Raw genomic sequence first — 24562 nt, 5'->3', positions numbered from 1 at the left:
GGCGCACACGATGGAGACACGATGCCGCACGCTGCCGACACCCACGACCTGATCCGCGTGCACGGCGCGCGCGTCAACAACCTCAAGGACGTCAGTGTCGAGATCCCCAAGCGCCGCCTGACGGTGTTCACGGGCGTGTCGGGCTCGGGCAAGAGCTCGCTGGTGTTCAACACGATCGCCGCCGAGTCGCAGCGGATGATCAACGAGACCTACAGCGCGTTCGTGCAGGGCTTCATGCCGACGCTGGCGCGGCCGGAAGCCGACGTGCTCGACGGGCTGACCACCGCGATCATCGTCGACCAGCAGCGGATGGGCGCCGACCCGCGCTCGACCGTCGGCACCGCCACCGACGCCAGCGCGATGCTGCGCATCCTGTTCAGCCGGCTCGGCCAGCCGCACATCGGCTCGCCCCAGGCCTTCTCCTTCAATGTCGCCTCGATCAGCGGGGCGGGCGCGGTCACGCTGGAGCGCGGCGGGAACACGGTCAAGGAGCGGCGCGACTTCAGCATCACCGGGGGCATGTGCCTGCGCTGCGAGGGCCGGGGCAAGGTCTCCGACATCGATCTGACCCAGCTGTACGACGACTCCAAGTCGATCTCCGAGGGCGCGTTCACGATCCCCGGCTGGAAGTCCGACAGCTTCTGGACGGTGCGCATCTACGCCGAGTCGGGGTTCGTCGACCCGAACAAGCCGATCCGTGACTTCACCAAGCGGGAGATGCAGGCCTTCCTGTACAAGGAGGCGACCAAGGTCAAGGTCGACGGCGGCAACTACACCTACGAGGGGCTGATCCCGAAGATCCAGAAGTCGTTCCTGTCGAAGGACCGCGAGGCGATGCAGCCGCACATCCGGGCGTTCGTGGACCGGGCGGTCACCTTCGCCTCCTGTCCGGAATGCGGGGGTTCGCGGCTGAGCGATCTGGCGCGGTCCTCGCGGATCAAGGGCATGAACATCGCCGAGGCGTGCGCGATGCAGATCAGCGACCTGGCCGAGTGGGTGCGCGGCCTGGACGAGCCGACGGTGGCGCCGCTGCTGGCCAAGCTGCTGCACACGCTGGAGTCGTTCGTGGAGATCGGGCTGGGCTACCTGTCGCTGGAACGGCCGGCGGGCACGCTGTCGGGCGGCGAGGCGCAGCGCGTGAAGATGATCCGCCACCTCGGCTCCTCCCTGACCGACGTCACCTACGTCTTCGACGAGCCGACCATCGGCCTGCACCCGCACGACATCCAGCGGATGAACGAGCTGCTGCTGCGCCTGCGCGACAAGGGCAACACGGTGCTGGTCGTGGAGCACAAGCCGGAGGCGATCGCGATCGCCGACCACGTCGTCGACCTCGGCCCCGGCGCCGGTACCGCCGGCGGCACCATCTGCTACGAGGGCACCGTCGAGGGCCTGCGCGCGGCCGGCACGATCACCGGCCGCCACCTGGACGACCGCGCCCGGCTGAAGGACTCCACCCGCACGCCCAAGGGCACGCTGGAGATCCGCGGCGCCACCCGCCACAACCTGCAGGACGTCGACGTCGACATCCCGCTCGGCGTGCTGTGCGTCGTGACGGGCGTGGCGGGCTCGGGCAAGAGCTCGCTGCTGCACGGCTCCATCCCGGCCTCGGCGGGCGTCGTCTCGGTCGACCAGGCCCCGGTACGCGGCTCGCGCCGCAGCAACCCGGCCACCTACACCGGGCTGCTGGAGCCGATCCGCAAGGCGTTCGCCAAGGCCAACGGCGTCAAGCCGGCCCTGTTCAGCGCCAACTCCGAAGGCGCCTGCCCCACCTGCAACGGCTCCGGCGTCATCTACGTCGACCTGGGCATGATGGCCGGCGTCGACACCCCGTGCGAGGAGTGCGAGGGCAAGCGTTTCCAGGCGTCGGTGCTGGAGTACCGCTTCGGTGGCCGCGACATCAGCCAGGTGCTGGCGATGCCGGTGACCGAGGCCCTGGAGTTCTTCGGCGCGGGAGAGGCGAGCACCCCGGCGGCGTACGCCATCCTGGGCCGCCTGGCCGACGTCGGGCTCGGCTACCTCAGCCTCGGCCAGCCGCTCAACACGCTGTCGGGCGGGGAGCGGCAGCGGCTGAAGCTGGCCACGCACATGGCCGACAAGGGCGGCGTCTACCTGCTCGACGAGCCGACCACGGGCCTGCACCTGGCCGACGTGGAGCAGATGCTCGCCCTGCTGGACCGCCTGGTCGACTCGGGCAAGTCGGTGATCGTCATCGAGCACCACCAGGCGGTCATGGCGCACGCCGACTGGATCATCGACCTCGGCCCCGGCGCCGGGCACGACGGCGGCCGGATCGTCTTCGAGGGCAGCCCGGCCGAGCTGGTCGCCGCCCGCTCCACTCTGACCGGCGAGCACCTGGCCGCCTACGTGGGCGCCTGAGAGCTCCCGTAGCGGCGCAGGAAGGTCTCCACGCCGTCGGTGATCAGCCGGTCGGCCAGCTCCGGCGGCAGGGCGGCGCCGATGGAGGCGGTGATCAGGTGGGGGTAGACGGTCAGGCTGAAGAACTGCAGCACGGCCAGCTCGATGTCGTCGATGTCGAGCTGGCCGCGCGCGCACAGGTCGCCGAACAGCGCGCCCAGCTCGTGGCCCGAACGGGACGGGCCGTGCTCCCGGTAGGCGCGGGCGAGTTCGGGAAAGCGGCGCAGCTCACCGGTGACGAGGTTGCGCAGCGCCAGCCTGGACGGGTCGGTGGCGGCGGCCACCAGGGCGCGGGCGGTGTGCAGCAGTGACGCGCGCACGTCGCCGGTGCCGGCCAGCTGGGTTCTGACCTGGGCCATCGTGGCGTGCGCCTCACCCATCGCCAGGCCGATGACCTCGGTGAACAGCTCTTGCTTGCTGCCGAAGTGGTTGTAGACGGTCACCTTGGACACGCCGGCCCGGGCGGCGATCAGGTCCATGCCGGCCTCGAAGCCGTCGCGGGTGAACATCTCGCGCGCGGCGGCCACGATGGCCTGCCGGTTGCGTTCGGCGCGTTTGCCCGTCGGCGCCGCCGTCCTGGTGCTGTCTGTGCCCACGTCCCGCATCCTACCTCTAACTGAACCCTTGAGTACAGGAGTATCTGTCCTGTACAGTTCAGTTCAGTTACTGAGGAGGGGGAGACGTGAACGAGATCTGGCCCGCGGTCCACGCCGAACGCCGTGCGCTGATCCGGGACCTGGAGGACGTGCCCGCCGAGCGGTGGGCCACGCCGTCCCTGTGCCCCGGCTGGGACGTCCACGACGTCCTGGCCCACCTCGTCGACGACGCCAGGACCACCCCGGCCTCCTTCCTGCTGCGCTTCGCCGCGGCTCGCTTCGACTTCGACCGCTACAACCAGGCGGGCCTGGCCCGCGAGCGCGCCGCCGACCCGCGCGAGACGCTCGCCGCCTTCCGCGCGGTCAGCGGCCGCACCACCGGCGCCCCGGCGCCGAAGGCCACCCGGCTGGTGGAGGCGTTCGTCCACGCGGAGGACATCCGCCGCCCGCTCGGCCTGACCCGCGCCTACCCGCCCGGGCCCGTCGCCGCCGCACTGCGCTACCAGCTGCGCACCGGCGTCGGGCAGGGCGGCGGCCGCCAGCGGGCCGACGGCCTGCGCCTGATCGCCACCGACGCCGACCTCGTCGCCGGCGACGGCCCGCAGGTGCGCGGCAGCGCCCTGGCCTTGCTGCTGGCCGTCTCCGGGCGCCCCACCCGGGCGCAGGAGCTGACGGGAGCCGGCGTGCCTACCCTGACCCACGACGGAGGAACCCAGCATGGCTGAGCCCATCGACACCACCTTCACCGCGCCGGTCGTCGCCGACTCCAACAGCGGCTGGCCCTGCGTGCGGATGCCCGGATCGGCCGGCCTGTTCGGCACCGGCAAGGCCGTCAAGGTGGCCGGCACCGTGGACGGCCACGCCTACGAGGCGACCCTGCTGCCGATCGGCGGCGGCAGCCACATGATGCCGCTGCGCGCCCCCTTCCGGAAGATCATCGGCAAGGGGCTCGGCGACGAGGTGACCGTGCACCTGACCCGCCGCCTGACCTGAGGGCGCGGCCACGCGGCACGTGATGCGTATCACCCGCGGGGGGCGTCACGTCCGCCCGCCCTGTTTCGTCATGGTGATGAGACGAGACGAGGGGGCTCCCATGCGCCTGCTGCCGGCCAAAGGCCGTACCTTCCAGTTCTCCCACTGGACCTTCATGTTCGCCGAGATCGCCATCTGGTCGTTCGTCGTGCTGCTGGTCACGGGATTGTTCCTCATGGTGTTCTTCGACCCCAGCACCTCCCGCGTGCTGTACGACGGCGTCTACACCCCGCTCAGCGGCATCCCGGTCAGCAAGGCGTTCGACTCCACGATGCACCTGAGCCTGGAGGTGCGCGGCGGCCTGCTGATGCGCCAGGTGCACCACTGGGCGGCGCTGGTGTTCGCCGCCGCCGTCGCGCTGCAGCTGCTGCGCATGTTCGTCACCGGCGCCTTCCGCCACCCGCGTACCGCGCAGTGGCTGATCTGGGTGACGTTGCTGCCGCTGGCCATGGCGGCCGGCGAGACCGGGCACATCCTGCCCGACGACATGCTCTCGGGCGGCAGCCTGTGGCTGATCAAGTCGGTGCTGCAGTCGATCCCCGTCGTCGGCTCCTACGGCATGTACCTGCTGTTCGGCGCCGAGTTCCCCGGCGAGAACGTCATCACCGTCCTGTACTGGGCGCACGTCCTGGTGATCCCCGCCCTCATGATCGCGTTGCTGGCCGTGCGCGCCCGGCTGCTGCGCCGTAACGGCCACACCCGCTTCGCCGACGCGGCCCCCGGCCGCCGCCGCGCCCGCCCGATCATGGCGCTGACGACCGTCGGCGTGCTGCTCGTGCTCGGGCTGGCCTTCCAGGTCGCCCCCATCTGGCTGTACGGCCCCGCCAACCCCACCCACGTCTCGGCCGGATCGGTGCCCGACTGGTACATGGGCTTCCTCGACGGCGCCCTGCGGCTCATGCCCGCCTGGGAGGCCACCGTCTTCGGCTACACCCTCAGCCTCGCGGTCCTGCTGCCCACCCTGGCCGTGCCCGGCCTCTTCTTCACCGTCCTGGCCGGCTACCCGCTGCTGGAGCGCCGCCTGGCCGAACGCCGTACCCGGCGCGACGCCGAAGGCCGCCCCAAGACCAGCGCCCGCATCAAGAGGGCCAGGGCCCGGCACGACATCCTGCAGCGCCCCCGCGAGGCCGCCGTGCGCACCGCGCTGGCCGCCGCCGGCGTCACCTTCTACGGCCTGCTGTGGGCGGCCGCGTCCAACGACCAGCTCGCCCACCGGTTCCACCTGTCGCTCGAAGCCGTGACGATCGGCTTCCAGGTCGCCGTCGTCGCCGGCCCGATCCTGGCCTTCGTCCTCACGCGCTGGATCTGCCTGGCCCTGCAGCAGGGCGATCGCCGCCTGGTCGCGCACGGCGTGGAGACCGGGATCATCACCCGCTCGGCCGACGGCGGCTTCCACGGCGCGAGCACCCACGAGGAACGCGTGCCGCTGGGCCGCTAGCCCTCGGGCAGGAGGGCGGCCAGCAGGTGCTCGCGAAACAGGCGGGCCGCGGCCGACAGGTAGGCCCGCTCCCGCCAGATGAGCCGCTGGACGCGCTCGCAGCCGGGCGCGTCCAGGCGGAGCAGGACGATCGGCGGGCCCGCCGGGTGGGCGGCCGACCAGGCCGGGACGAAGCCGATGGCCAGCCCGGCGCTGACCAACTCGACGACGGCGTAGGCCTCGTTGGCCTCGCACGCGTACACCGGCTCCATGCCCGCCGCCGCGAACAGCCGCTCGATCATCGTGCGCTGCCAGTGGCCCGGGGGCGTGGTCGCGATGCGCTCGCCGCGCAGATCGGCCATCGTGGCGTGGGTACGCCCGGCCAGCCGGTGGGCCGGCGACACCGCGAGCAGCACGTCCTCGGCGGGAAACACCCGCTCGCCGAACCCGGCCCCCTCCAGCGGCTGCGAGGTCAGGCAGAGGTCGACCTCGCCCTCGCGCAGCCGGAGCGCCATCGTGTCGGCGCCCGACTGAAGCAGGCGCACGCCGACACCGGGATGCGCGGCGATGAAGCTCTTGACCGGCTCGACGAGCATGATCAGCGTCTCGGAGGCCACCGACACGCTGCCCCGGGTCAGGCCGGCGGCGTCGGCGAGCTCGCGCCGCCCGTCCTCCAGCTCGCCCAGCGCCCGATCCACCCGCCGCAGGAACGCCGCGCCGAACCGGTTGAGCCGCACCCGGCGCCCCTGCCGGTCGAACAGCGGCACCCCGAGGTCGGCTTCGAGACGCGCGATGGTCCGGCTGAGCGACGGCTGGGCCACCCGCAGCTCCTCGGCGGCCCGGCTGATGTGCTCGTGCCGGGCCACGGCCTGGAAGTAACGCAGCGGCAGCAAATCCATTATGCCTCTAAAGCTATGAACTGATGGATATTTCGGTCTTGGACAGCATATGTCGAGGTTGCCTACGGTCGGCGGCGTGGACCTCTTGGATCTGGCCCGTCTCCAGTTCGCCCTCACCACCGGCGTGCACTGGCTGTTCGTCATCCTCACGCTCGGCCTCGTCCCGCTGGTCGCGGTCATGCACACCGCGGCGGTGCGCGCCCGCGACCCCGACACCAAGGCCGCCCGCGAGCGCATGACCCGGTTCTGGGGCGGGCTGTATGTGATCAACTACGCGCTGGGCATCGCGACCGGGCTGGTGATGGAGTTCCAGTTCGGCCTGAACTGGAGCGGGCTGAGCAAGTTCGCCGGCAACGTCTTCGGCGCCCCGCTGGCCCTGGAGACGCTCATCGCCTTCTTCGCCGAGTCCACCTTCCTCGGCATGTGGATCTTCGGGTGGGGGCGGCTGCGGCCCTGGCCGCACGCGGGCCTGATCTGGCTGGTGACGCTGACCGCCTACGCCTCGGCGTACTGGGTGCTGGTCGCCAACGGCTTCATGCAGGCCCCCACCGGTTACGTCATCCGCGACGGCGTGGCCTACCTCACCGACTTCGGCGCCCTGCTGACCAACCCCAGCGCCCTGGTGGCGCTCGGCCACGTCATGGCGGCGGCGCTGCTGACCGGCGGCGTCTTCGTCGCCGGCATCAGCGCACATCACCTGCTGCGCGGCCGGGAGGAGTTCCGCCGCCCGCTGCGCTCGGGCGTCCTGGTCGCGGCCGTGGCGAGCCTGGCCGTCTACGTCGTGGGCGCCCTGCAGTACCCCCTGCTGGCCGCGACGCAGCCGATGAAACTCGGCCTGCTGTCCGGCGGCGCGGGCGTGGAGCACCTGCAGAGCGCCCTGCGGGCCGCCCACGGCCCCGGCGACTACATTCCGCCGCACTGGGCCGTGTGGGGGCAGTACGCGATGCTCTGGCTCGGCTACGTCCTGGGCCTGGTCGCGCTGTTCGCCGTCATGATCGTCTTCCGGGAGCGCCTGACCCGGCGCCCGGCCGCCGCCGTCGTCATCACTGTGCTGGCGGCGCTGCCCGCGGGGGAGTTCGCCGGCGGCCTCGCCTTCGGCGAGGCGGGCCCCCACCGGCTGCCCATCCACGCCGCCGTCGCGCTGCTCATGGGCGCCGCCCTGCGCTACGGCGGGCGCCTGACCCGCCCGCTGCACCGGGTGCTGATCCTCGCGATCCCGCTGCCGTTCCTGGCCTCGGTGGGCGGCTGGGTCCTGCGCGAGACCGGCCGCCAGCCGTGGGTCGTCTACGGCGAGCTCACCACCGCCCAGGCCCTGTCGCCGGGCGTCGGCCACGGCGCGATGCTCACCTCGCTGCTCGGCTTCGCGCTCGTGCTGGGCGCGCTCGCCGTGGCCGACTGGACGCTGATCATCCGCTACGCCCGCCGCGGCCCCGACGCCGCCCACCTCGGGCAGCCGGCCCAGGCGCGCCCCACCTTCTGAGAGGAACGGCTCCATGGACATTCTCTGGCTGGCGATCCTGGGCTTCCTGCTCACCGGATACTTCGTCCTGGGCGGTTACGACTACGGCGTACAGCTCGCGCTGCCCTTCACCGCCCGCGACGAAGGCGGGCGCGACGAGAGCGCCCGCCGTCAGACGCTCGCCGCCCTCGGCCCGTTCTTCTTCGGCAACGAGGTCTGGCTGATCGGGGCCGCGGGCGTGCTGTTCGGCGCCTTCCCCATCCTCGAAGGGACCCTGCTGTCGGGCGCCTACCCGCTGATCGTGGCACTGCTGCTCGGCCTGGCCGCCGGCAAGAGCGCGCTCCAGCTACGCGGCCGGTCCGCCAGTGCTTTCGGCAGGCGCGTCTGGGACGTCCTGCTCACCGCCGGCGGGCTCGTCCCCGCGATGGCGCTCGGCATGCTGATCGGGCTGCTGCTGACCGGCGTCCCGCTGCGCGGCGGCCACAGCTTCACCCTGTCGGCCGGTGAGGTCCTGCACCCGTTCGTGCTGCTGTGCGGCCTGAGCACCGTCCTGGTCTTCGCCGCGCACGGCGGCGCCTTCCTCGCTCTGCGCGCCGACGGGAGGGTGGCCGCCCGCGGCGCCGCCTTCGCACGGCGGGCGGCGGCGTGGGCGATGATCGCGGCGGTGACGACGGCCGCGGCCGGGGCCGCGCTCGGCGTCCGGCCGGCCAACGCGGCGCCCGCCATCGCGGCGGCCTTCGCCCTTCCGGCCCTGCTGGCGGGCGTCCGCGCCGCCCTTGCCGCCGCCCGGCCCGGCCTCGCCTTCGCCGCCACCGCGGCCGCCGCCGCACTCCCCGTCGTGGCCACGGGCCTGGCCAACTACCCGTACCTGCTGGTCTCCTCCGTCACGCCGGGCGCCGGCCTGACGCTGGCCGAGTCGGCGGCCGACGGCGCGACGCTGCGGATCCTGACCGGCTTCGGCGTCGTGATCGTCCCGGTCATCCTCGGTTACCAGGCCTTCCTGTGGTGGGCCTTCCGCGGCCGCGTCGCCCGGCCCGGCTACTTCTGACCCCGCCTCGGGCCGGGGCTCGCGCCCGCCTCGGGCCGGGTGGTATTCAGGGGGATCTGCACGAAGATCCCCCTGCTGCGGAAAGGTCTCCATGACCGGCCCCTTCGCCGGCCGTACCCTCGACGGCCTCGCCCAGGACCTGCGCCAGGCGCGCACCACGTCGGCCGAGCTCACCGAGCTGGCCCTGGACGCGATCGCCGGGCCCGGCGCCACGCTCAACGCCTTCGTCGCCGTCGACGCCGCGGGCGCCCGCGCCGCGGCGCGGCGGGCCGACGACGAACGGGCCGCCGGAACCGGCCGCGGGCCGCTGCACGGCGTGCCCGTCGCGGTGAAGGACCTCATCGGCGTCGCCGGGCTGCCGCTCACCATGGGATCGCGGCACTTCGCCGCCCACCTCGCGCCCGCCGACGCCGCCTGCGTGCGGCGGCTGCGCGCGGCCGGGGCGGTCATCGTCGGCACGACCACGACCCACGAGTTCGCCTACGGCCCCACGGGCGACCTGTCGGCCACCGGCCCGGTGCGCAACCCCCGGGACCCGGAGCGGATGACCGGCGGCTCCAGCGCCGGCAGCGCGGCCGCGGTGGCGGCGGGCCTGGTGCCGCTCGCGCTCGGCACCGACACCGGCGGATCGGTCCGCATCCCGGCCGCGTTGTGCGGGGTGGCGGGGTTCAAGCCCGCCTACGGCGCGATCTCCGCCGACGGCGTCTTCCCGCTGGCCCGCTCTTTCGATCACGTCGGCGTCCTGGCCGGCTCGGCGCGCGAGTGCCTGCTCGCCTACCGCTGCCTGAGCGGCGACGGCCCCCAGGCAGAGGAGACCGGAAGGGCGGATGACAGCCGGGCCAGGGCCCCGCGCGTGGCCTGGCTCGACCCCGCCGAGCTGTCCGCGCTCGACCCGCAGGTGGTACGGCTCGCCCGCGCGGCGGCCGGCTCCCCGCCGGAGATCGGCTGGCCAGAAGGCCTGGCCCACGCCCTACGCGAGACCTACGCCGCCATGCACAGCGGCGAGGCGGCCGCCGTGCACGCCGACCGCCTGGTCGCCGCGCCGGAGCTGTACGAACCCGAGACCCTCCAGCGCCTGCACGCCGCCAGGCAGGTGCCCGGCTGGCGCTACGTCCGGGCCATGGACGCGCGCGCGGGCCTGGCCGTCGCCGCCGAGGCGCTGTTCGAGCGCCATGACGTGCTGGCCCTGCCGACCGTGCCCATCACCGCCCCGCTCATCGGGCAGCGCGAAACCGCGATCGACGGCAGGCCCGCCGCCGTGCGCGCCACCCTGCTGGCCCTGACCAGCCCATGGAACGTGCTGGGCCTGCCGGCCCTGTCGCTCCCGGCGGGTACGGTGGCCGGCCTGCCCGTCGGCCTCCAGCTGATCTGCCGTCCCGGCGACGAGGCGCTGCTCTTGCACCCGCGCGGCTGAGGCGGTGGTTCCGCCGACGGCATACCCCCAGCGAGTCCGCAGCCGATCGTGCGCGGCGCCCAGAAGGATGACGGTGTCGATCCACCAACGATGAGGAGCCGATGATGTCGACGCGCATGACGACGGACGAGCGGGAGAGCTTCCTGGCCGGTACGCACATCGGGGTGCTGAGCGTGGCCGACGCCGATGGCGCCGGCCCGATGGCGGTGCCCATCTGGTACGGCTACGAGCCCGGCGGCGAACTCACCTTCGCCACCAGCCCGGACAGCCGCAAGATGGCCTAGATCCGGGCCGCCGGTCGGGTGACGTTCACGGTGCAGCAGGAGGAGATGCCGTACAAGTACGTCACGATCGAGGGGCCGGTGCTCGGCTACGAGCCGGTCGACCTGCAGGAGTACCGCAGCTGGTCGATCCGGTATCTGGGGCCCGAGGCGGGGGAGCGGTTCTTCACCTCGGCCGAGGGATACATCCGCTCGATGCAGACCGTCCGGGTACGCCCCGAGCGCTGGCTCACCTACGACTGGGGCAAGGAGTTCACCGGCTGAATTGACGAAATATGTAGACCGGTCTAGTTTGCCGATATGGGACACAAGGGGGCAGAGACGCGCGAGCGCCTGCTGGACGCGACACAAGACCTGGTCGAGGCCGCCGGATACTGCGGCGCCGGGCTCAACCAGGTCATCGCGCTCAGCGGCGCGCCCCGCGGCTCGCTCTACTTCCACTTCCCCGGCGGCAAGGACCAGCTGGTCGGCGAGTCGGTACGGCGGGCCGGCCGGCACATCGGCGAGGCCATGGACCACCTGGCCGCGACTTCCCCCACAGTGGCCGAGTTCGCCGAGGGCATGCTGCGCCACCTGGGCGACCGGCTGGAGGAGTCGGGCTGGAGCAAAGGCTGCCCGGTGGCCACCGTCGCGCTGGAGACGGCCGCCACCAGCGACCCGCTGCAGCAGGTGTGCTCGCAGGTCTACCGCTCGTGGGAGGCCGCCCTGCGCGCCCGGCTGCAGGGCCGTCCGGACGCCGACGACCTCGCGCTCACCGTCCTCGCGCTCGTCGAGGGCGCGCTCCTGCTGGCCAGGACGCATCGCGACCGGGAGCCGCTGAACCGCGTCTCCCGCCAGATCGCCGTGCTGCTGCGCTGACCTCGCCCGCCGCGCGACCGGCGGGCTCTTTTCTGACGAAAAAATATGTAGATCGATCTATTCAAGGAGTTCTGTGGACGCGATCGTCTTCGGCGCGAGCGGCTTCATCGGCCGCCACCTGGTCGCCGAACTGCTGGCACGGGGGCAGCGGGTGGCGGCGGCCGTCCGCGAGGACACCCTCACCGCGTGGCTGGAGGCCCGGGGCGTCGTCACCGGCGGGCTGAGCGTCGTCACCGCCGACATCACGCGCCCCCTCGCCGGGCTGCCCGGCGCGCGCGACGTCTACAACACCGCCGGGCGCTACGCCTTCGGCCTCACCCGGCAGGCGGCTCGGGCGGCCAATGTGGCCGGGGCGCTCAACGTGCTCGACTGGGCCGCCACGCTGCCGGATCTGCGCCGTCTCGTGCACGTCAGCGGGTACCGGGTGAGCGCGGCGAGCGGGCCGCCGGACTACGCGGCGCTCGGCGCGTACGAGGCCTCGAAGATCGAGGGCGACCTCGCGGTGCGGGCCGGGGCCGCGCGGCTCGGGGTGCCGCTGACCATCGCCAACCCCAGCGCCGTGATCGGGCCCGGCCAGTACATCGGCCCGGCCACCCTCGTGCGGGACCTGTGGAACGGCAGGCTGCCCGCGCTGCCCGGCGGCCCCGCCACGTTCGTCCCGGTCGTGGCGGCCGGCTACTTCGCGCGGTTCCTGGCGGAGGTCCCGGCCGGGCCCGCGGGCGAGCACTACTGGGTGCTCGACGACGACACCCCGCACCTGCCCGAGCTGATCGGCCTGATCGCCGCCCACCTCGGGGTGCGGGCGCCCCGCCGGTCCATCCCGGCCGGGCTGCTGCGGCGCCTGCCGCGCGCGCTGACCGGGGCCGACCCCGAGACGCTGTCGTTCCTGTCGGCCGAGCGCTATCCGACCGCCTCGGCCCAGGCGTTCGCCGCACGCGCGGGCCTGCGGACACCGCCGGTCGAAGACGTGCTGCGCGCGTGGGCCGACGACCTGGTGGGCACGCGCTTCGGCGCCGCGACGCCCGCGCTGAGCCCGTACGGGTTCCACGACGTCGCGGGCAGCCGCACCTGGATCATCGGGGAACGCCACCGGCCCGCGTACGTCCTGCTGCACGGGTTGCCGATGAACGCCGACCTCTGGGCGCCGCTCCTCGCGCACCTCGACGGGCCGGTCCTGGCGCCGGACCTGCCCGGCCTGGGCCGCTCGGCGCCCGCGGCGTCCACGGACGCCTGGATGGAGGACCTGATGGGCCCGGTGGGGACCCGTCCCGTGCTGGTCGCGCACTCGCTGGCCTGCGGGCCCGCGCTGCGCTTCGCCGCCGGGCATCCGGAGCGCGTCGGCGCTCTCGTCCTGCTCGCCCCGGCCTTCCTTCAGGCGCCCGGCGCCCGGATCACCCGTTCTGGCCTGGCCGTAGCGACGCTGCGTCGTATGCCGGCCGCCCGGCTGGCCGGGATGCTCGGGGTTCCCGAGGGGCCGGAGGTGGCGAGCGCCACGGCGGACCTGCGCCGCCCCGGGGTCGCGCGCCGCGTGGTCGCGGCCCTGCGCACCGCCGTCGCCGAGCGCGAGCAGTCCCGGGCCCTGCTGAAACGGGCGGGCGTCCCGGTCCAGATCGTGACGGGCTCGGCCGACCCGCTCACCGTGACGGCCGGGCATCCGGTGACCGAGATCGCCGGCGCCGGTCACTACCCGCAGCTCACCCATCCGATCGAGGTGGCACGGGCCGCGCGAGGGCACTGAAGCGGCGTGTCAGCGCCGCAGGTCACGCCCGGCGAAGATCAGCCACAGGTACGGCAGCGGCAGCATCGCCAGCCAGAACAGGTGCGCCTGGTCCCAGTACCCGAACCCGCACGTCGGCGGCCAGAGCCGGACCTGCTCGGGCAGCAGGATGGTCCCCAGCACCAGCGCCATCTGCACCACGACCGCCGCCATGGCCGCCTGCCGCCCCGGCGCGAACCGCACCGCGCTCGCCGCGGCCGCCAGCGCGATGCCGAGGCAGACGCCCATCTCGACGAGCAGGTCGCCGACCGGGAACAGCGCGTCGTCCGGCAGGCGGGTCAGGACATAGGCGAAGGCGGCCAGCCAGATCGCGATCGCCACGCCGCCCGGCAGCAGGCAGCGCAGCGCCTGAGGCACCCAGCGGGGGACCGCGGCCGCCCCGAGATCGGCGGACATGGCGTCGACCAGCCCGAACGCCGCCGCGGCGCCGAGCAGCGTGCCGCAGACGCGCATGAGCACGAGCGCGTCCCCGCCGGGCAGCACCTGACCCAAGCCCACCAGGCTCACCAGCGCGGCGGTGAAGACGGCGACCACGGCCAGCGGCGCCCAGTCGATCGCGCGGGCGAGGGGACGCACCAGCAGCAGCGCCACCCGCAGGCGAGACGGCGGGGAGGCCGTGCACGTGGCGGCCTCGGAGTGGGCGGTTACAAGCACGGTGTCGCTCCCATCGGCGCGGTGAACCTGCGTTCCAGCCCGAGCAGCGGCAGGGCCTGGTCGATCGTGGTGGTGGGCTTCATCAGCGTGTCCCAATGGGCCACGACCTTCTCCCGGGCGCCGGGGACGGCGAGCAGCAGCGTGGCGTAGCCGGTCTCGGCAGGCCCCCAGTCCAGGCCGGACCGCCGTCCCACATTGAGGTCGACGTACAGCTCCCTGCGGGCCTCGGGCGGGGCGACCTGGCCGATGAGCCAGTGCGCCACCACCGTGCGGGCCTGGCCCCGCACGTCGCACAGCCTGCTCGAGCCGAGGTCGTGGTTGCGGCCGGCCGCGTCGTTCAGCCCGGTCGCCCAGAACGCGGCGTCCTCGGCCAGCAGCCTGCGCTGGTCGGGGTGGCCCCAGCTCATCGGCGCCCCGATCGCGGCGTGCTGCGTGGCGAAGTGCCAGGTGGGGCTCACCTGCCGGACCGCGGGCGCCTGGGCGCGGCGCGCGGCGGGCAGCGCCGCCATCACCGGGCCGACCGCCCGCTCCCACAGCGGAATCCAGGACGCGTAGCCGGGGAAGGCGCAGTAGGTCAGCCCCCGGCGCGGCGTGCAGCGGTAGGCGTCGGGGCCGAAGTAGCGCTCGCGGACGCGGGAGTCGACGTGGCCCACGGTCAGTTCCACGTTCGTGGGGAACTGCGCCGGTGCCGGGGTGGACGCCGCGGCGGCCCCCGCAGGCACCGCGACGGCCAGGGCCAGCACCGCGGCCGCGGCGGGCGCCGGCCGTACCCGATGCCGGAGCAGCGCGAGCGCGGCGAACAAGGCCGCGACGGCGAGCACGTACACCAGGTGGAGCAACGACGGGCGGTCGGGCCAGTCCGCGCGGTGGACCTGCATCACCGGCAGCAGCCAGCCCGCCGGGCCGTTGGAGGGGTTGGTGAAGATGAGGAAGCCGAGCACGGCCACCACGATCGGCCCAGCGATCAGCCACCGCGCCCAGCGGCCGACCGCCACCCCCACGGTGGCGGCCAGGACCGTGGCGGCCACCGCCGTCAGCGGCTCGGCCACGTCCAGCCGGCCCCCGGCAGGACCGCTCAGCAGCCGGATCGCCAGGTAGCCGCTCATCGCCAGCGCGGCCGCCGACCCCGCGACCAGCGGGACGGCCAGCAGCAGGGCGCGCGTGCGGTGCTCGGCCCGGCCGGGCAGCCCGGCCAGGCTCTCGGGCATGCCGTGCCGGCCCTCGCGCGAGGCGGCCAGGCTCGCCACGACCAGCACCGCCGCGCCCAGACAGGTGAACACGCCCGTGGCGTTGACCGGATCCATCGTGAGGTCGGGCTGGCCGTCCCGGCTCAGGAACGTCTGCAGCGCCACCACCAGCACGCTCGTCCCCCACACCAGCGGGTGCCTGATCAGCCGGCGCGCCTCCAACAGCAGCAGCCCGCGCGTCACGCCGCCTCCCCGAGCAGCATGAGGTAGCCGTCCTCGACGCCGGGCGGCGCCGCGTCCGCGGCCGGCGGGGGCGCGCCGAGCGTGCGGTAGCGGCCATCGGCCGTCTTCCAGAACAGCCGCGCCCCGTCGGGCGGCGACGGCGACAGCCACACGCGGCCCTCGGCGACCGCCGCCAGCCGGCCGGGCGTGCCGTCGAAGACCGCCCGCCCCTCCCGCATGACGACCACCCGCTCGCACAACGCGGCGACGTCCTCGGTCTGGTGCGTGGACAGCACCACGGTACGGCTCTCGCCCAGCCGCGAGACCAGCGCCCGGAACGTCATCCGCTGCTCCGGGTCCAGGCCCACGGTCGGCTCGTCCAGGATGAGCAGGTCCGGCTCGCCCAGCAGCGCCTGGGCCAGCGCGAGCCGCTGGCGCATGCCGCCCGACAGCTTGCGGACCTTCGTTCTGGCCTGGTCGGTGAGGTCCACCTCGGCCAGCACCCGGCGTACCTCGGCGTGGCGGTGCGCGCGGTCGGTCAGCTCCTTGAGTATCGCCACATAGTCCACGAGGTCGAAGGCGGTGAAGTGCGGGTAGGCTCCGGGGTTTTGCGGCAGGTAGCCGAGCCTGCGCCGAAGGGCGGTGCGCTGGGCGCGCTCGGCGGGGTCCAGGCCGAAGGCCTCGACCGTGCCGGCGTCGGGGGCCAGGGTGGTGGCCAGGCAGCGCAGCAGGGTGGTCTTGCCGGCGCCGTTGGGGCCGAGCAGGCCGGTCACCCCGGTGCCGAGCGTCAGGTGCAGGTCGTCCAGCGCGCGCCGGGCGCCGTAGGTCTTGGTCAGGCCGTTGATCCGGATCATCGGGTGCTCACTCGGTAGAGGCGGTAGGTCAACAGGAGGACGGCGGCGCCGTACCCGATCTGCGGGGCGGGACCGAAGACGGCGATCCATCCGCCGAGCAGGCCGCCCGCGCCGACGATGGCCAGCCACACCCCGCCGACGGCGAGGGCGGCGATCGGCACGGGCAGCCGGTTGGACAGGGCCAGGCAGCCCGCGGCGGCGGCCAGCGCGGGCAGCAGCCACGCGGCGCTCAACCCGGGCGGCGCCGGCAGCAGCGGCGAGGCCAGCCCGGCCAGCACCACCGAGACCGCCAGCACCGCCGTGGCCCGCGCCAGCAGCAGCCTTGGCCCCCACATCGGCGTCGCCGCCACCAGCTCATGGGCCGGATCGACGCGCGGCCCATAGGCGAGCGCGATGCCCGCCAACGGCAGCACCGGCGCGAGGATCAGGAACACCGGCAGCAGCCCGGCCTGCTCGCGCGCCGCCAGCACCGCGAACCCCAGCACCGCCACCACCGCGACCAGCCACGCCCGGCTCATCGTCGGCGTCGCCGACAGCAGCCTGGCCAGATGGTCGGGCACGCCGCCGTGCCGCAGCACCCGCTCCGCCGGCCGCGGCCGCGCCGTGACCAGCTCGGCCTCCAACCGCGCCCAGGACCCCTCAAGCCAGTCCTGCTCGTACGGCACCGCCGCCCGGCAGGGCGCGCACCGCCCCAGATGCGCGTCCACGGACATGGCCAGAGCCGGCTCCAGCGCCCCGGCGAGATAGCGTTCGCGCAGGTCATCGGGGATGTGCCAGCTCATGACAGCTCCTCGCGCAACCGGGCCCTGGCCCGCATCGCGCGGGTCTTGACCGTGCCTTCGGCGATGCCCAGGAGACCGGCGGCCTCCTTGGTGGTCAGACCGTCCAGGACGGTGGCCTCGATGACCGCCCGCAGTTCGGGCGAGAGCCTGGTCAGGGCGGTGCCGAGGTCGCCGTGCTCCACGTTGAGCAGCACCATGTCCTCGGCCGAGGCGACCGGCGAGGCGTCGTCCGGCTCGATGCCCGAGCCGATCCAGCGCCCGCCGCTGCCGCGCAGCGCCGAGATGAGCCGCCGGATCGCGATCGTCCACAACCATCCGGCCGCGTTCTCGCCGCGGAAACGACCCGCCGAACGCCACACCCCCAGGAACGTCTCCTGCAGCATCGGCAGCCTCAGGGTGGTGGGCGGGCCGTACATCGTCGGGGCGATCCTGGTGGCGTTCCAGACCGCGACCTTCATGACCGGTCTTCCCCTCCGCCTCGGAAGGTGTTCCTTCCCCGCAGGTCAGCTGAGGCGGTAGATCAGCGTCTCCGGGCCGTCCTGTGCCTGCACCCACAGGCGGCCCGTGCCGGGTTCGGGGGCGATCCGGGCGATGCCGGTCCCGCGCGGCAGAACCGTCCTGCGCCACCGGCCCTTCTCCCAGCGCAGCACGTACGGCCGGCCGCCCGGATTGGCCGCCAGCCACACCCCGCCGCTCGCGTCCACGGCCAGCCCCGCCACCCCGGTCCCGTCCAGGGGCAGCTCGACCCGCCGCCAGGCGGCGCCGTCCCAGCGCAGCAGCACCCGCAGCTCAGCGTGGTGACCCAGGCACCGGGACGCCACCGGCTCGGCGACCTGGGCCACCGCCCACGCCCCGCCAAGGCCGGAGGTCAGGCGCTCGATCGTGTAACCCTCCCACGAGCGGCACCCGAACGAGGCGACCGGCGGCGCGACCTGCTGCCGCCGCCCGTTCTCCCACCGCAGCATCCCTTCGTGGTTGACCAGCCAGGGCGGCGCCACCTTGGTGAACTGGGTGTCGAAGGCCTGGCCGCCGGTGGCGACGTCGCGCCACTGCGTGCCGTCCCAGTAGCGGATGCCGACGCAGACGCAGTCCTCGGGCCCGCCCTGCTCGCCCACCCAGACCCGGTCGCGAGCGGCCACCGCCTGCGGCCCGGCGGCGAACTCCCCGCGCGGGAAGGGCCTGCTCACCCACCGGCCCTGCCACTGCAGCGGCTGCTCCCCGCCGAACAGCCACAGGTCGTCACCGGCGGGCGAGGTGACCAGGCTGCCGTATGCGCTCCAGAAGCGCGGTGGTGTGCCCGCCGGGGCCCAGGCCCGGCCGTCCCAGCGCTGGAGCGCGCCGTCCTTGCCGATCAGCCACGCCTGGCCGGACGCGGTCGCCGCCATCGACTGGACGGCGGCCCGCTGGGTGAGGGTCAGCTCCCACACCGGCCTGGACGGCCCGCCGCCCGACAGGCAGGCGATCAGCAGGACGATCGCGGCCGTCACCCGCATACGGCTCCCTCTCCGCTCGGGGGCGGTCAGCCTATCGCGCGTGTTCGTGGCTGAAAGCGTGCTGTGTGTGGTTTGTGAGTGGAGGGCTGGAGGGTGGAGTCGTTCGTTTCACCTATCACCCGGAGGTACCGGTCAATGTCGCAGCGTGTCCTTTCTGTCGTGGCGTCCGCGCTGGTCGTGGGTCTGGCGGCGGTGGTCCCGGCCGCCGCCGCGGCCACGCCGTACACGAGTGACGAGGCGCAGCGCGCGCAGTTGCAGCGGCTGGCGCGCGCACTGGTGGAGGCCGGCGCGCCCGGTGTGATCGTGCGGGTCGACGACGGCCGCGGCCGGCCCGTCGAGATCGCCGAGCAGGCCGCCTGGACCCGGCGCGATCACCTGCTCAAGGCGGACGACGAGTTCCGGATGGGGTCCAACACCAAGGCCATGACGGCCACCCTCGCGCTGCAACTGGTCGCCGAGGGCAAGCTCGCCCTGACCGACCCGGTGGACAAGTGGCTGCCCGGCCAGGTGCCCAACGGCAAGGCGATCACGCTGCGCATGCTGCTGAACCACACCAGCGGCCTGTTCGACTACACCCAGGACGCCGCCCTGCGCCCGGCGATGCTCGGCAAGGACCGGCGGCGATGGACCTCGGACAAGCTGCTCGCGGTGGGGGTGAAGCACCCGCCGCTGTTCGCGCCTGGCACGAAGTGGTCCTACAGCAACACCGGGTACGCGGCCGTCGGCGCCGTCCTGGAACGCGTCACCGGCAAGAGCCTGGCCGGGCTGGTCCGCGACCGGATCGCCCGCCCGCTCGGACTCGAGCACACCTACTACCCGGCCGACGGCACCTGGCGCGGCTCCTACGCCCGCGGCTACGAGCGCGACGCCGCCCACATGCCGCCGAGTGTCCCGGCCGCGTTCAGGAACCTCGCCGGGCCGCGCCGCAACGGTCACGTGAACGTCTCCGGCCACAACCCCGGGTGGGGCGCGGCGGCCGGCGCGGTGGTGTCCACCGGCCAGGACTGGGCCCGGTTCTACACCGCGCTGATGTCCGGCAAGCTGCTGCCCGCCGCCCAGCTGGCCCAGATGCGGGCCACGGTGCCGGTGGACCCCTCCCGGCCGGACGGGCCCGGCTACGGCCTGGGCGTCCAGACGGGCACCACCCCGTGCGGCACGTTCTGGGGTCACGACGGCGGCATCCCCGGCTACCTGACCACCACCCTCACCGACCGCACCGGCGGCCGCACGGCGAGCGTGGTCATCGCGACGGAGTACTGGGCCGAGTTCGAGTCGGACCCGAAGATCGCCAAGGCCGCCCAGTCGCTGCAGAGTGCCGTGACCTGCACGATGTTCGGCAAGCCGCAGACTAGGTGACCGGCGCGGGCGCGGTGATGATCGCCGACACCAGGCACTCGGCCTCCGCCCGCGACATCGCCGCACCCGCTGCATGGGCGGCCGCGAACCCGGCGGCCCCCAGAGCCTCCGTCACCCGCTCCGTGATCGCCCGCACGTCGGCGTCGCCGGGCTCCTCCCAGCCGCGCAGCACGACGGCCGCTCCGAGCAGCCGTCCCGCCCGCTCACGATGATCAAGCTGTGCCGCGAACCGCTGCCCTGCCGGGCGGCGGTGATCAAGCTGTGCCGCGAGCGGGCGGGACGCCTCGATCGCCGCCAGGGCGAGCGCGATGGCGGCGGCGACCGGGGTGTTCCACGTCAGCGTCACGTGCACCGCCGGGTGGTCGAGCCGGCGTACCGCCCGCTCGGGGTGACCCTCCGCCGCGTCCACGTGCGCGAGCACGCCCAGCAGCAGCGCGGCCAGGTGCGGCGTCGAGCGGCCGGGAGCCGCCTGCGCCAGCCCCGCGCCGGCGTGCTCACGAGCCGCGTCGAGCCGCCCGGCCCGCCACTCCAGCCGGGCCAGCCCCAGGCGGACCTGCGCCCGCGACTCCGCCGACCCGGTCCGCTCGACCCTCCCCAGCAGGTACGCGAGCTGCCGCCGCCCGCCCTCCACGTCACCGGCGTCGGCCAGGTGCGTCGCGGCGGCCACCTCACTCTCCATCGTGTGCTCGGCCATGCCGAGTTCCTGGAAGTAGCGGCCTGCCCGCTCGGCCATCCCCAGCGCGGCGGCCGGGTCGCCGCCGCGGCGCAGCGCCGTGTTCAGGGTGCTCAGCGTGGTCGCCAGGCCCCACCGCTCGCCGACCTCCTCGAACCCGGCCAGCGCCGCCGACAGCAGCCGTGCCGCCTCGGCGGCGTGCCCGCCGTTCATGGTCAGCACGCCGCGGACCAGCAACGTCAGCGACCGGCTCCAGAGATCCGTCCGCTCGCCCGAGGGGCCCGGCAGGCTCGCCCGCGAGCCGATGGCCAGCGCCAGCCCGGCCATCTCCAGAACGGGGTGGTCGCCGGGCGCGGCCTGCTCCAGCGCCGTCCTGATCCGGGCGAAGGCCGCCTCGCCCTCGTCCGGGCCGCTGATGGTCTCGGTGGTGGCAAGAGCATGCGCGGCGACCACCAGCGCGCGGGCCCGCGGATCGCTCGCGCCGCGGGCGTCGAGCACCCGGCCGAGCAGGTCCAGCGACTCCGGCGGGTGATCGCGCAGGAACCAGAACCAGCTCAGCGCGACGCCGAGCCGTACCGCGAGATCGGCCTCGCCGGACTCGGCCGCCCACCGGATCGCGGCCGCCAGGTTGTCCCGCTCCGCGTCCAGGCGGGCCAGCCAGCGCGGCTGGCCGGCGGTGCGCAGGTGCGGGTCGGCGGTCTCGGCCAGCCGGAGGAAGAACCTGGCGTGCCGCTCGCGTACGGCGTCGGCCCGCTCCTGCCGCTGGAGCCCGTACTCCCGGATGGTCTCCAGCATGCGGTAGCGCGGCTCCAGCGGGTCGGCGGACTCGGCCGGGTGCAGCAGCGACTTGTCGACCAGCGCCGTGAGCAACTCGCCGGCGTCGTCCATCCCGCCGATCGCCGCTGCCGCGTCCTCGGTGAAGGTGGCGGGCACGACCGCCAGCCGTTCCAGCAGGGTCCGCTCGTCGCCGTCCAGCAGGTCCCAGCTCCAGGCCACCGCCGCGCTCAGGGTCTGATGGCGCGGCAACGCCGTACGGCTGCCGCCGTTCAGCAGCCGGAAGCGGTCGTCGAGCCGGGCGGCGACCGCCTCGACCGGCAGGGCGCGCAGCCGGGCCGCGGCCAGCTCGATCGCCAGCGGCAGGCCGTCCAGGCGGCGGCAGATCTCGACCGCGGCCGTCAGCGCGCCGCCTTCCAGGGCGAAGCCGGGGCGTACCGCGGCGGCCCGGTCGTGAAACAGCCGGACCGCCGCGCAGGAGCGCGCCCGCGCCGCCGTCGAGCCCGGTTCGGGCAGCTCCAGCGGGAGCACCGGGTGCAGGCTCTCGCCGTCGATCCGCAGGGGTTCCCGGCTGGTGGCCACCACCCGCAGTCCCGGGCACCGGCCGAGCAGCGTGGCGGTGAGCGCGGCGGCGGCCTCGATCACGTGCTCGCAGTTGTCCAGGACCAGCACCACGTCGTCGCCGGCGAGGTTGCCGGCCAGGCGGTCCATGATCTCCTGCGGGGCGGCGGGCCGCGCCGGGCCGGGCTGTTCGCGGGCTCGCAGCCGGTCGAGCACCGCCCGGGGCACGTCGTCGGGGCCGATCGGGGCCAGGGGGACGAACCACACTCCGCCGGCCGGCGTGAGCCGCCTGCCGACGGTCGTGGCCAGCCGTGTCTTGCCCGACCCTCCCGGACCGGTCAGCGTGACCAGCCGGACCCGGTCGAGCAGCGCGGCCACGCGGCGGACGTCGTCGTCGCGGCCGACGAAGCTGGTCAGCGGGAGGTCCAGGTTGCCGGGCGGCCGGCGGCGTTCGCCGCGCAACACCGCCAGGTGGGCCTCGCGCAGGTGCGGGCCGGGATCGCTGCCGAAGCTCTGCGCGAGCAGGCCGCGGATGCGCTCGTAGGCGGCCAGCGCCTCGCCGCCGCGGCCGCTCAGCGCCAGGGCGCGGATCAGCTGGGCGTGCAGGCGTTCGCGCACCGGGTGCGCGGCGCTCAGCGCGTCGAGCTCGGCGACCAGGTCGGCGTCGGCACCCCGCGTCAGGTCGGCTTCGATCCGGTCCTCCAGGGCGGCCAGCCTGGCGCGCTCCAGCCGTTCGGCCTCGGCGGCGGCGAACGGCGCCGCGCGCACGTCGGCCAGGGCGGGGCCGCGCCACAGGCCCAGGGCCTCGCGCAAGACGGCGGCGGCCTCGGCGGGCGAACGCCGCGCCTCGCGGGCCAGCCGTTCGAACCGGAGCGCGTCGACCGCGTCCGGTTCGACGGCCAGCCGGTAGCCGTCCGGGCCCGAGGTCAGCAGCCCCGGGTCGCCGAGCAGGCGCCGCAGCCGCGACACCAGCGTTTGCAGCGCGTGCAGGGGAGCCTCCGGCGCCGCCTCGTCCCACAGCTCCTCGACCAGCGCGGCGGGCCGTACGGCATGCCCGGCCTCCAGCGCCAGCCGGGCCAGCAGCACCCGCAGCCGGGCGCCCCCGACCGGCGTCGGTCCGGAGGCGGTCTCCAGCACCAGCGGGCCGAGCACGCCGACCCGCACCCGCCCCCCGGCGCCGCCCGCCTCGGTCCCCTTGGCCATGGCCAGAAGTCTGTCAGAGGACGCGCAGCCCGTCGTACCGGCTGGGGCGCTCCCCGGCCGTGGTGGTGCGAGGTGATGGCGGCCGCCGTACGGGATCATCTTCTGGCCGAAGGCCGGAACCGGTCCGCGTGCGGGTCGGTATCCGCGTGAGGTCAGTATCCGCGTGAGGTCAGTAGGAGCGGCCGAACAGCACGCGCTTGCCGTACGCGGCGGGCTGTCCGCAGCGGACGCAGGCGCCGCTCTCGGGCGGTGCGTCGAGCGGGACGCACCGCGGCGTGGCGGCGCTCTCGGCCTTGATGTCGTCCTCGCAGACGGCGCGGCCGCAGTGCAGGGCCGAGGCCCAGCCCGTGGTGACGGCGTCGGCGAACGCCTCCCAGGTGCCGGCGGCGCGGGTGCGGGCCTCGCGGAAGCCGGTGGCCCGGCGCAGGAGGAAGGCCTGGAAGTCCGCGAGCACGCCGGGCATGATCGCGGCGACGGAGTCGAGCGGGATCGTCCGCTTGCCCTCCTCGCCCAGCCGCATGGCCATGACCACGGTGCCGGACTCCAGCTCACGCGCACCGAGTTCGAGCCGGACCGGGACGCCGCGAAGCTCCCAGTCGTTGAACCGGTAGCCGGGTGAGAGATGGTCACGGTCGTCGACGTGCGTGCGGACGCCGGCCGCTTTGAGCCGGTCCGCGAGATCGCGGGCGGCGGCGGGCGCCTCCTCGCCCCGGCCGATCGGGACGATCACGACCTGGTACGGCGCGAGCCGAGGCGGCAGGACCAGCCCCTTGTCGTCGCCGTGGGTCATGACGACGGCGCCGATCATCCGCGTGGTCATGCCCCAGGACGTGGTGTGGCACCACTCGAGCCGCCCGGCCTGCGAGGTGTACCGGATCTCGAAGGCCTTGGCGAAGTTCGTCCCCATGTAGTGGGAGGTGCCGGCCTGAAGCGCCTTGCCGTCGCGCATCATGCCCTCGACGGTGAACGTGCGCTCCGCGCCCGCGAACCGCTCCCCGGCGGTCTTCTCACCGGGCACCACGGGCAGCGCCGCGATGTCGCGGCAGACCTCGGTGTACAGGCCGAGGGCGAGCATCGTCTCGCCCATCGCGCCGGCCTCGTCGGCGTGCGCGGTGTGGCCCTCCTGCCAGAGGAACTCCGTCGTGCGCAGGAACATCCGGGGCCGCAGCTCCCAGCGCACGACGTTCGCCCACTGGTTGAGCAGCAAGGGCAGGTCGCGGTGGGAGGAGACCCACTTGGCCATCATCTCGCCGATGATCGTCTCTGAGGTGGGCCGGACGACCAGCGGCTCTTCCAGCTCCTTGCCGCCCGCGTGCGTGACGACCGCGAGCTCGGGCGCGAAGCCCTCGACGTGCTGCGCCTCGCGCTGCAGGTAGCTCTCCGGGATCAGCAGCGGGAAGTACGCGTTCTCGTGGCCGGTGTCCTTGATCCGCTGGTCGAGCTCTCCTTGGAGGAGTTCCCACAGGCGGTAGCCGTACGGTCGGATGACCATGGTGCCCTTCGCCGGCCCCCGGTCGACGAGCTGGGCCTTGGCCACCAGTTCGTTGTACCAGGCAGAGAAGTCCTCGCTCTGAGGTGTCACACCGCGTTCATCATGTCCCATG

General features: G+C 74.1%; 22 protein-coding genes. 12 read left to right on the top strand and 10 right to left on the bottom strand.

Features of this window, described 5'->3' with window-relative positions; genetic code table 11:
• The first annotated feature begins 21 nt into the window (after positions 1-21).
• Complete coding sequence (locus tag ACIBI5_RS24690) at positions 22-2379, top strand: ATP-binding cassette domain-containing protein (RefSeq protein WP_397250476.1); 2358 nt, start codon at positions 22-24, stop codon at positions 2377-2379.
• Here ACIBI5_RS24690 and ACIBI5_RS24685 read toward each other — a convergent pair.
• Positions 2364-3014: a TetR/AcrR family transcriptional regulator gene (locus ACIBI5_RS24685; RefSeq protein ID WP_397250473.1), complete on the bottom strand. Its 651-nt coding sequence runs from the start codon at positions 3012-3014 to the stop codon at positions 2364-2366. The genes ACIBI5_RS24690 and ACIBI5_RS24685 overlap by 16 nt on opposite strands.
• Before the next feature lie 86 nt (positions 3015-3100).
• On the opposite strand from ACIBI5_RS24685, the gene ACIBI5_RS24680 reads away from it, so the two are divergent.
• From ACIBI5_RS24680 to ACIBI5_RS24670, 3 genes are all read left to right on the top strand, one after another.
• Complete coding sequence (locus ACIBI5_RS24680) at positions 3101-3739, top strand: maleylpyruvate isomerase family mycothiol-dependent enzyme (protein ID WP_397250471.1); 639 nt, start codon at positions 3101-3103, stop codon at positions 3737-3739.
• Positions 3732-4007, top strand: a complete 276-nt coding sequence (locus tag ACIBI5_RS24675; protein ID WP_397250469.1) for a DUF1905 domain-containing protein — start codon at positions 3732-3734, stop codon at positions 4005-4007. Before ACIBI5_RS24680 ends, ACIBI5_RS24675 begins: the two co-directional genes overlap by 8 nt.
• Positions 4008-4083: 76 nt before the next feature.
• Entirely contained in the window at positions 4084-5484 is a 1401-nt protein-coding gene (locus ACIBI5_RS24670; RefSeq protein ID WP_397250467.1) for a cytochrome bc complex cytochrome b subunit, read from the top strand.
• Here ACIBI5_RS24670 and ACIBI5_RS24665 read toward each other — a convergent pair.
• Positions 5481-6362, bottom strand: a complete 882-nt coding sequence (locus ACIBI5_RS24665; protein ID WP_397250465.1) for a LysR family transcriptional regulator — start codon at positions 6360-6362, stop codon at positions 5481-5483. The genes ACIBI5_RS24670 and ACIBI5_RS24665 overlap by 4 nt on opposite strands.
• Before the next feature lie 76 nt (positions 6363-6438).
• Here ACIBI5_RS24665 and ACIBI5_RS24660 point away from each other — a divergent pair, with 76 nt between their 5' ends.
• The 7 genes from ACIBI5_RS24660 to ACIBI5_RS24630 all read left to right on the top strand — a co-directional run bounded on the left by ACIBI5_RS24660 (position 6439) and on the right by ACIBI5_RS24630 (position 13160).
• The gene (locus tag ACIBI5_RS24660; RefSeq protein WP_397250463.1) at positions 6439-7842 is read left to right on the top strand and encodes a cytochrome ubiquinol oxidase subunit I; all 1404 of its coding nucleotides are present in this window, start codon (positions 6439-6441) and stop codon (positions 7840-7842) included.
• Between the two features lie 13 nt (positions 7843-7855).
• Entirely contained in the window at positions 7856-8869 is a 1014-nt protein-coding gene (gene cydB / locus ACIBI5_RS24655; protein ID WP_397250461.1) for a cytochrome d ubiquinol oxidase subunit II, read from the top strand.
• A gap of 91 nt (positions 8870-8960) precedes the next feature.
• Positions 8961-10283: an amidase gene (locus ACIBI5_RS24650; RefSeq protein ID WP_397250459.1), complete on the top strand. Its 1323-nt coding sequence runs from the start codon at positions 8961-8963 to the stop codon at positions 10281-10283.
• 101 nt (positions 10284-10384) lie between these two features.
• Complete coding sequence (locus ACIBI5_RS24645; protein ID WP_397250457.1) at positions 10385-10567, top strand: pyridoxamine 5'-phosphate oxidase family protein; 183 nt, start codon at positions 10385-10387, stop codon at positions 10565-10567.
• Between the two features lie 18 nt (positions 10568-10585).
• Complete coding sequence (locus tag ACIBI5_RS24640) at positions 10586-10828, top strand: hypothetical protein (protein ID WP_397250455.1); 243 nt, start codon at positions 10586-10588, stop codon at positions 10826-10828.
• Between the two features lie 36 nt (positions 10829-10864).
• Entirely contained in the window at positions 10865-11422 is a 558-nt protein-coding gene (locus ACIBI5_RS24635) for a TetR/AcrR family transcriptional regulator (protein ID WP_397250453.1), read from the top strand.
• Positions 11423-11495: 73 nt separating this feature from the next.
• Positions 11496-13160 carry an alpha/beta fold hydrolase gene (locus ACIBI5_RS24630; protein ID WP_397250451.1) on the top strand — a complete coding sequence of 555 codons (1665 nt, stop codon included), beginning with the start codon at positions 11496-11498 and terminating at the stop codon, positions 13158-13160.
• A 9-nt stretch (positions 13161-13169) separates the two neighbouring features.
• On the opposite strand, the gene ACIBI5_RS24625 is transcribed toward ACIBI5_RS24630, so the two are convergent.
• The 6 genes from ACIBI5_RS24625 to ACIBI5_RS24600 form a co-directional block, all read right to left on the bottom strand.
• The gene (locus ACIBI5_RS24625) at positions 13170-13853 is read right to left on the bottom strand and encodes a hypothetical protein (RefSeq protein WP_397250449.1); all 684 of its coding nucleotides are present in this window, start codon (positions 13851-13853) and stop codon (positions 13170-13172) included.
• Complete coding sequence (locus ACIBI5_RS24620) at positions 13844-15283, bottom strand: hypothetical protein (RefSeq protein WP_397250447.1); 1440 nt, start codon at positions 15281-15283, stop codon at positions 13844-13846. Before ACIBI5_RS24620 ends, ACIBI5_RS24625 begins: the two co-directional genes overlap by 10 nt.
• Positions 15280-16116 carry an ABC transporter ATP-binding protein gene (locus ACIBI5_RS24615; RefSeq protein ID WP_397250445.1) on the bottom strand — a complete coding sequence of 279 codons (837 nt, stop codon included), beginning with the start codon at positions 16114-16116 and terminating at the stop codon, positions 15280-15282. The genes ACIBI5_RS24620 and ACIBI5_RS24615 overlap by 4 nt, the downstream gene beginning before the upstream one ends.
• Positions 16113-16898 (bottom strand): zf-HC2 domain-containing protein, encoded by a 786-nt coding sequence (locus ACIBI5_RS24610; RefSeq protein ID WP_397250443.1) that lies wholly within the window; start codon positions 16896-16898, stop codon positions 16113-16115. The genes ACIBI5_RS24615 and ACIBI5_RS24610 overlap by 4 nt, the downstream gene beginning before the upstream one ends.
• A complete protein-coding gene (locus ACIBI5_RS24605; protein WP_397251308.1) occupies positions 16895-17314 on the bottom strand; it encodes an RNA polymerase sigma factor in 420 nt (139 codons plus the stop codon). Before ACIBI5_RS24605 ends, ACIBI5_RS24610 begins: the two co-directional genes overlap by 4 nt.
• Positions 17315-17401: 87 nt before the next feature.
• Positions 17402-18391, bottom strand: a complete 990-nt coding sequence (locus ACIBI5_RS24600; RefSeq protein WP_397250439.1) for a hypothetical protein — start codon at positions 18389-18391, stop codon at positions 17402-17404.
• A gap of 135 nt (positions 18392-18526) precedes the next feature.
• Between ACIBI5_RS24600 and ACIBI5_RS24595 the strand changes: the two genes are divergently transcribed.
• Positions 18527-19747 carry a serine hydrolase domain-containing protein gene (locus tag ACIBI5_RS24595; RefSeq protein ID WP_397250437.1) on the top strand — a complete coding sequence of 407 codons (1221 nt, stop codon included), beginning with the start codon at positions 18527-18529 and terminating at the stop codon, positions 19745-19747.
• Here ACIBI5_RS24595 and ACIBI5_RS24590 read toward each other — a convergent pair.
• Both ACIBI5_RS24590 and proS read right to left on the bottom strand, forming a co-directional pair.
• On the bottom strand, positions 19740-22958 hold the full coding sequence (locus tag ACIBI5_RS24590) for a BTAD domain-containing putative transcriptional regulator (protein WP_397250435.1): 3219 nt from the start codon (positions 22956-22958) through the stop codon (positions 19740-19742). The two genes, ACIBI5_RS24595 and ACIBI5_RS24590, sit on opposite strands and share 8 nt — an antisense overlap.
• A 169-nt stretch (positions 22959-23127) precedes the next feature.
• The gene (proS, locus tag ACIBI5_RS24585) at positions 23128-24561 is read right to left on the bottom strand and encodes a proline--tRNA ligase (protein WP_397250433.1); all 1434 of its coding nucleotides are present in this window, start codon (positions 24559-24561) and stop codon (positions 23128-23130) included.
• Position 24562 lies beyond the last annotated feature (1 nt).

Origin of the sequence: Nonomuraea sp. NPDC050540 (assembly GCF_044457485.1) — a bacterium.
Classification (GTDB): domain Bacteria; phylum Actinomycetota; class Actinomycetes; order Streptosporangiales; family Streptosporangiaceae; genus Nonomuraea.
The sequence above is the reverse complement of the archived record's forward strand: the minus strand, read 5'-3'. Positions and strand labels throughout refer to the sequence as shown.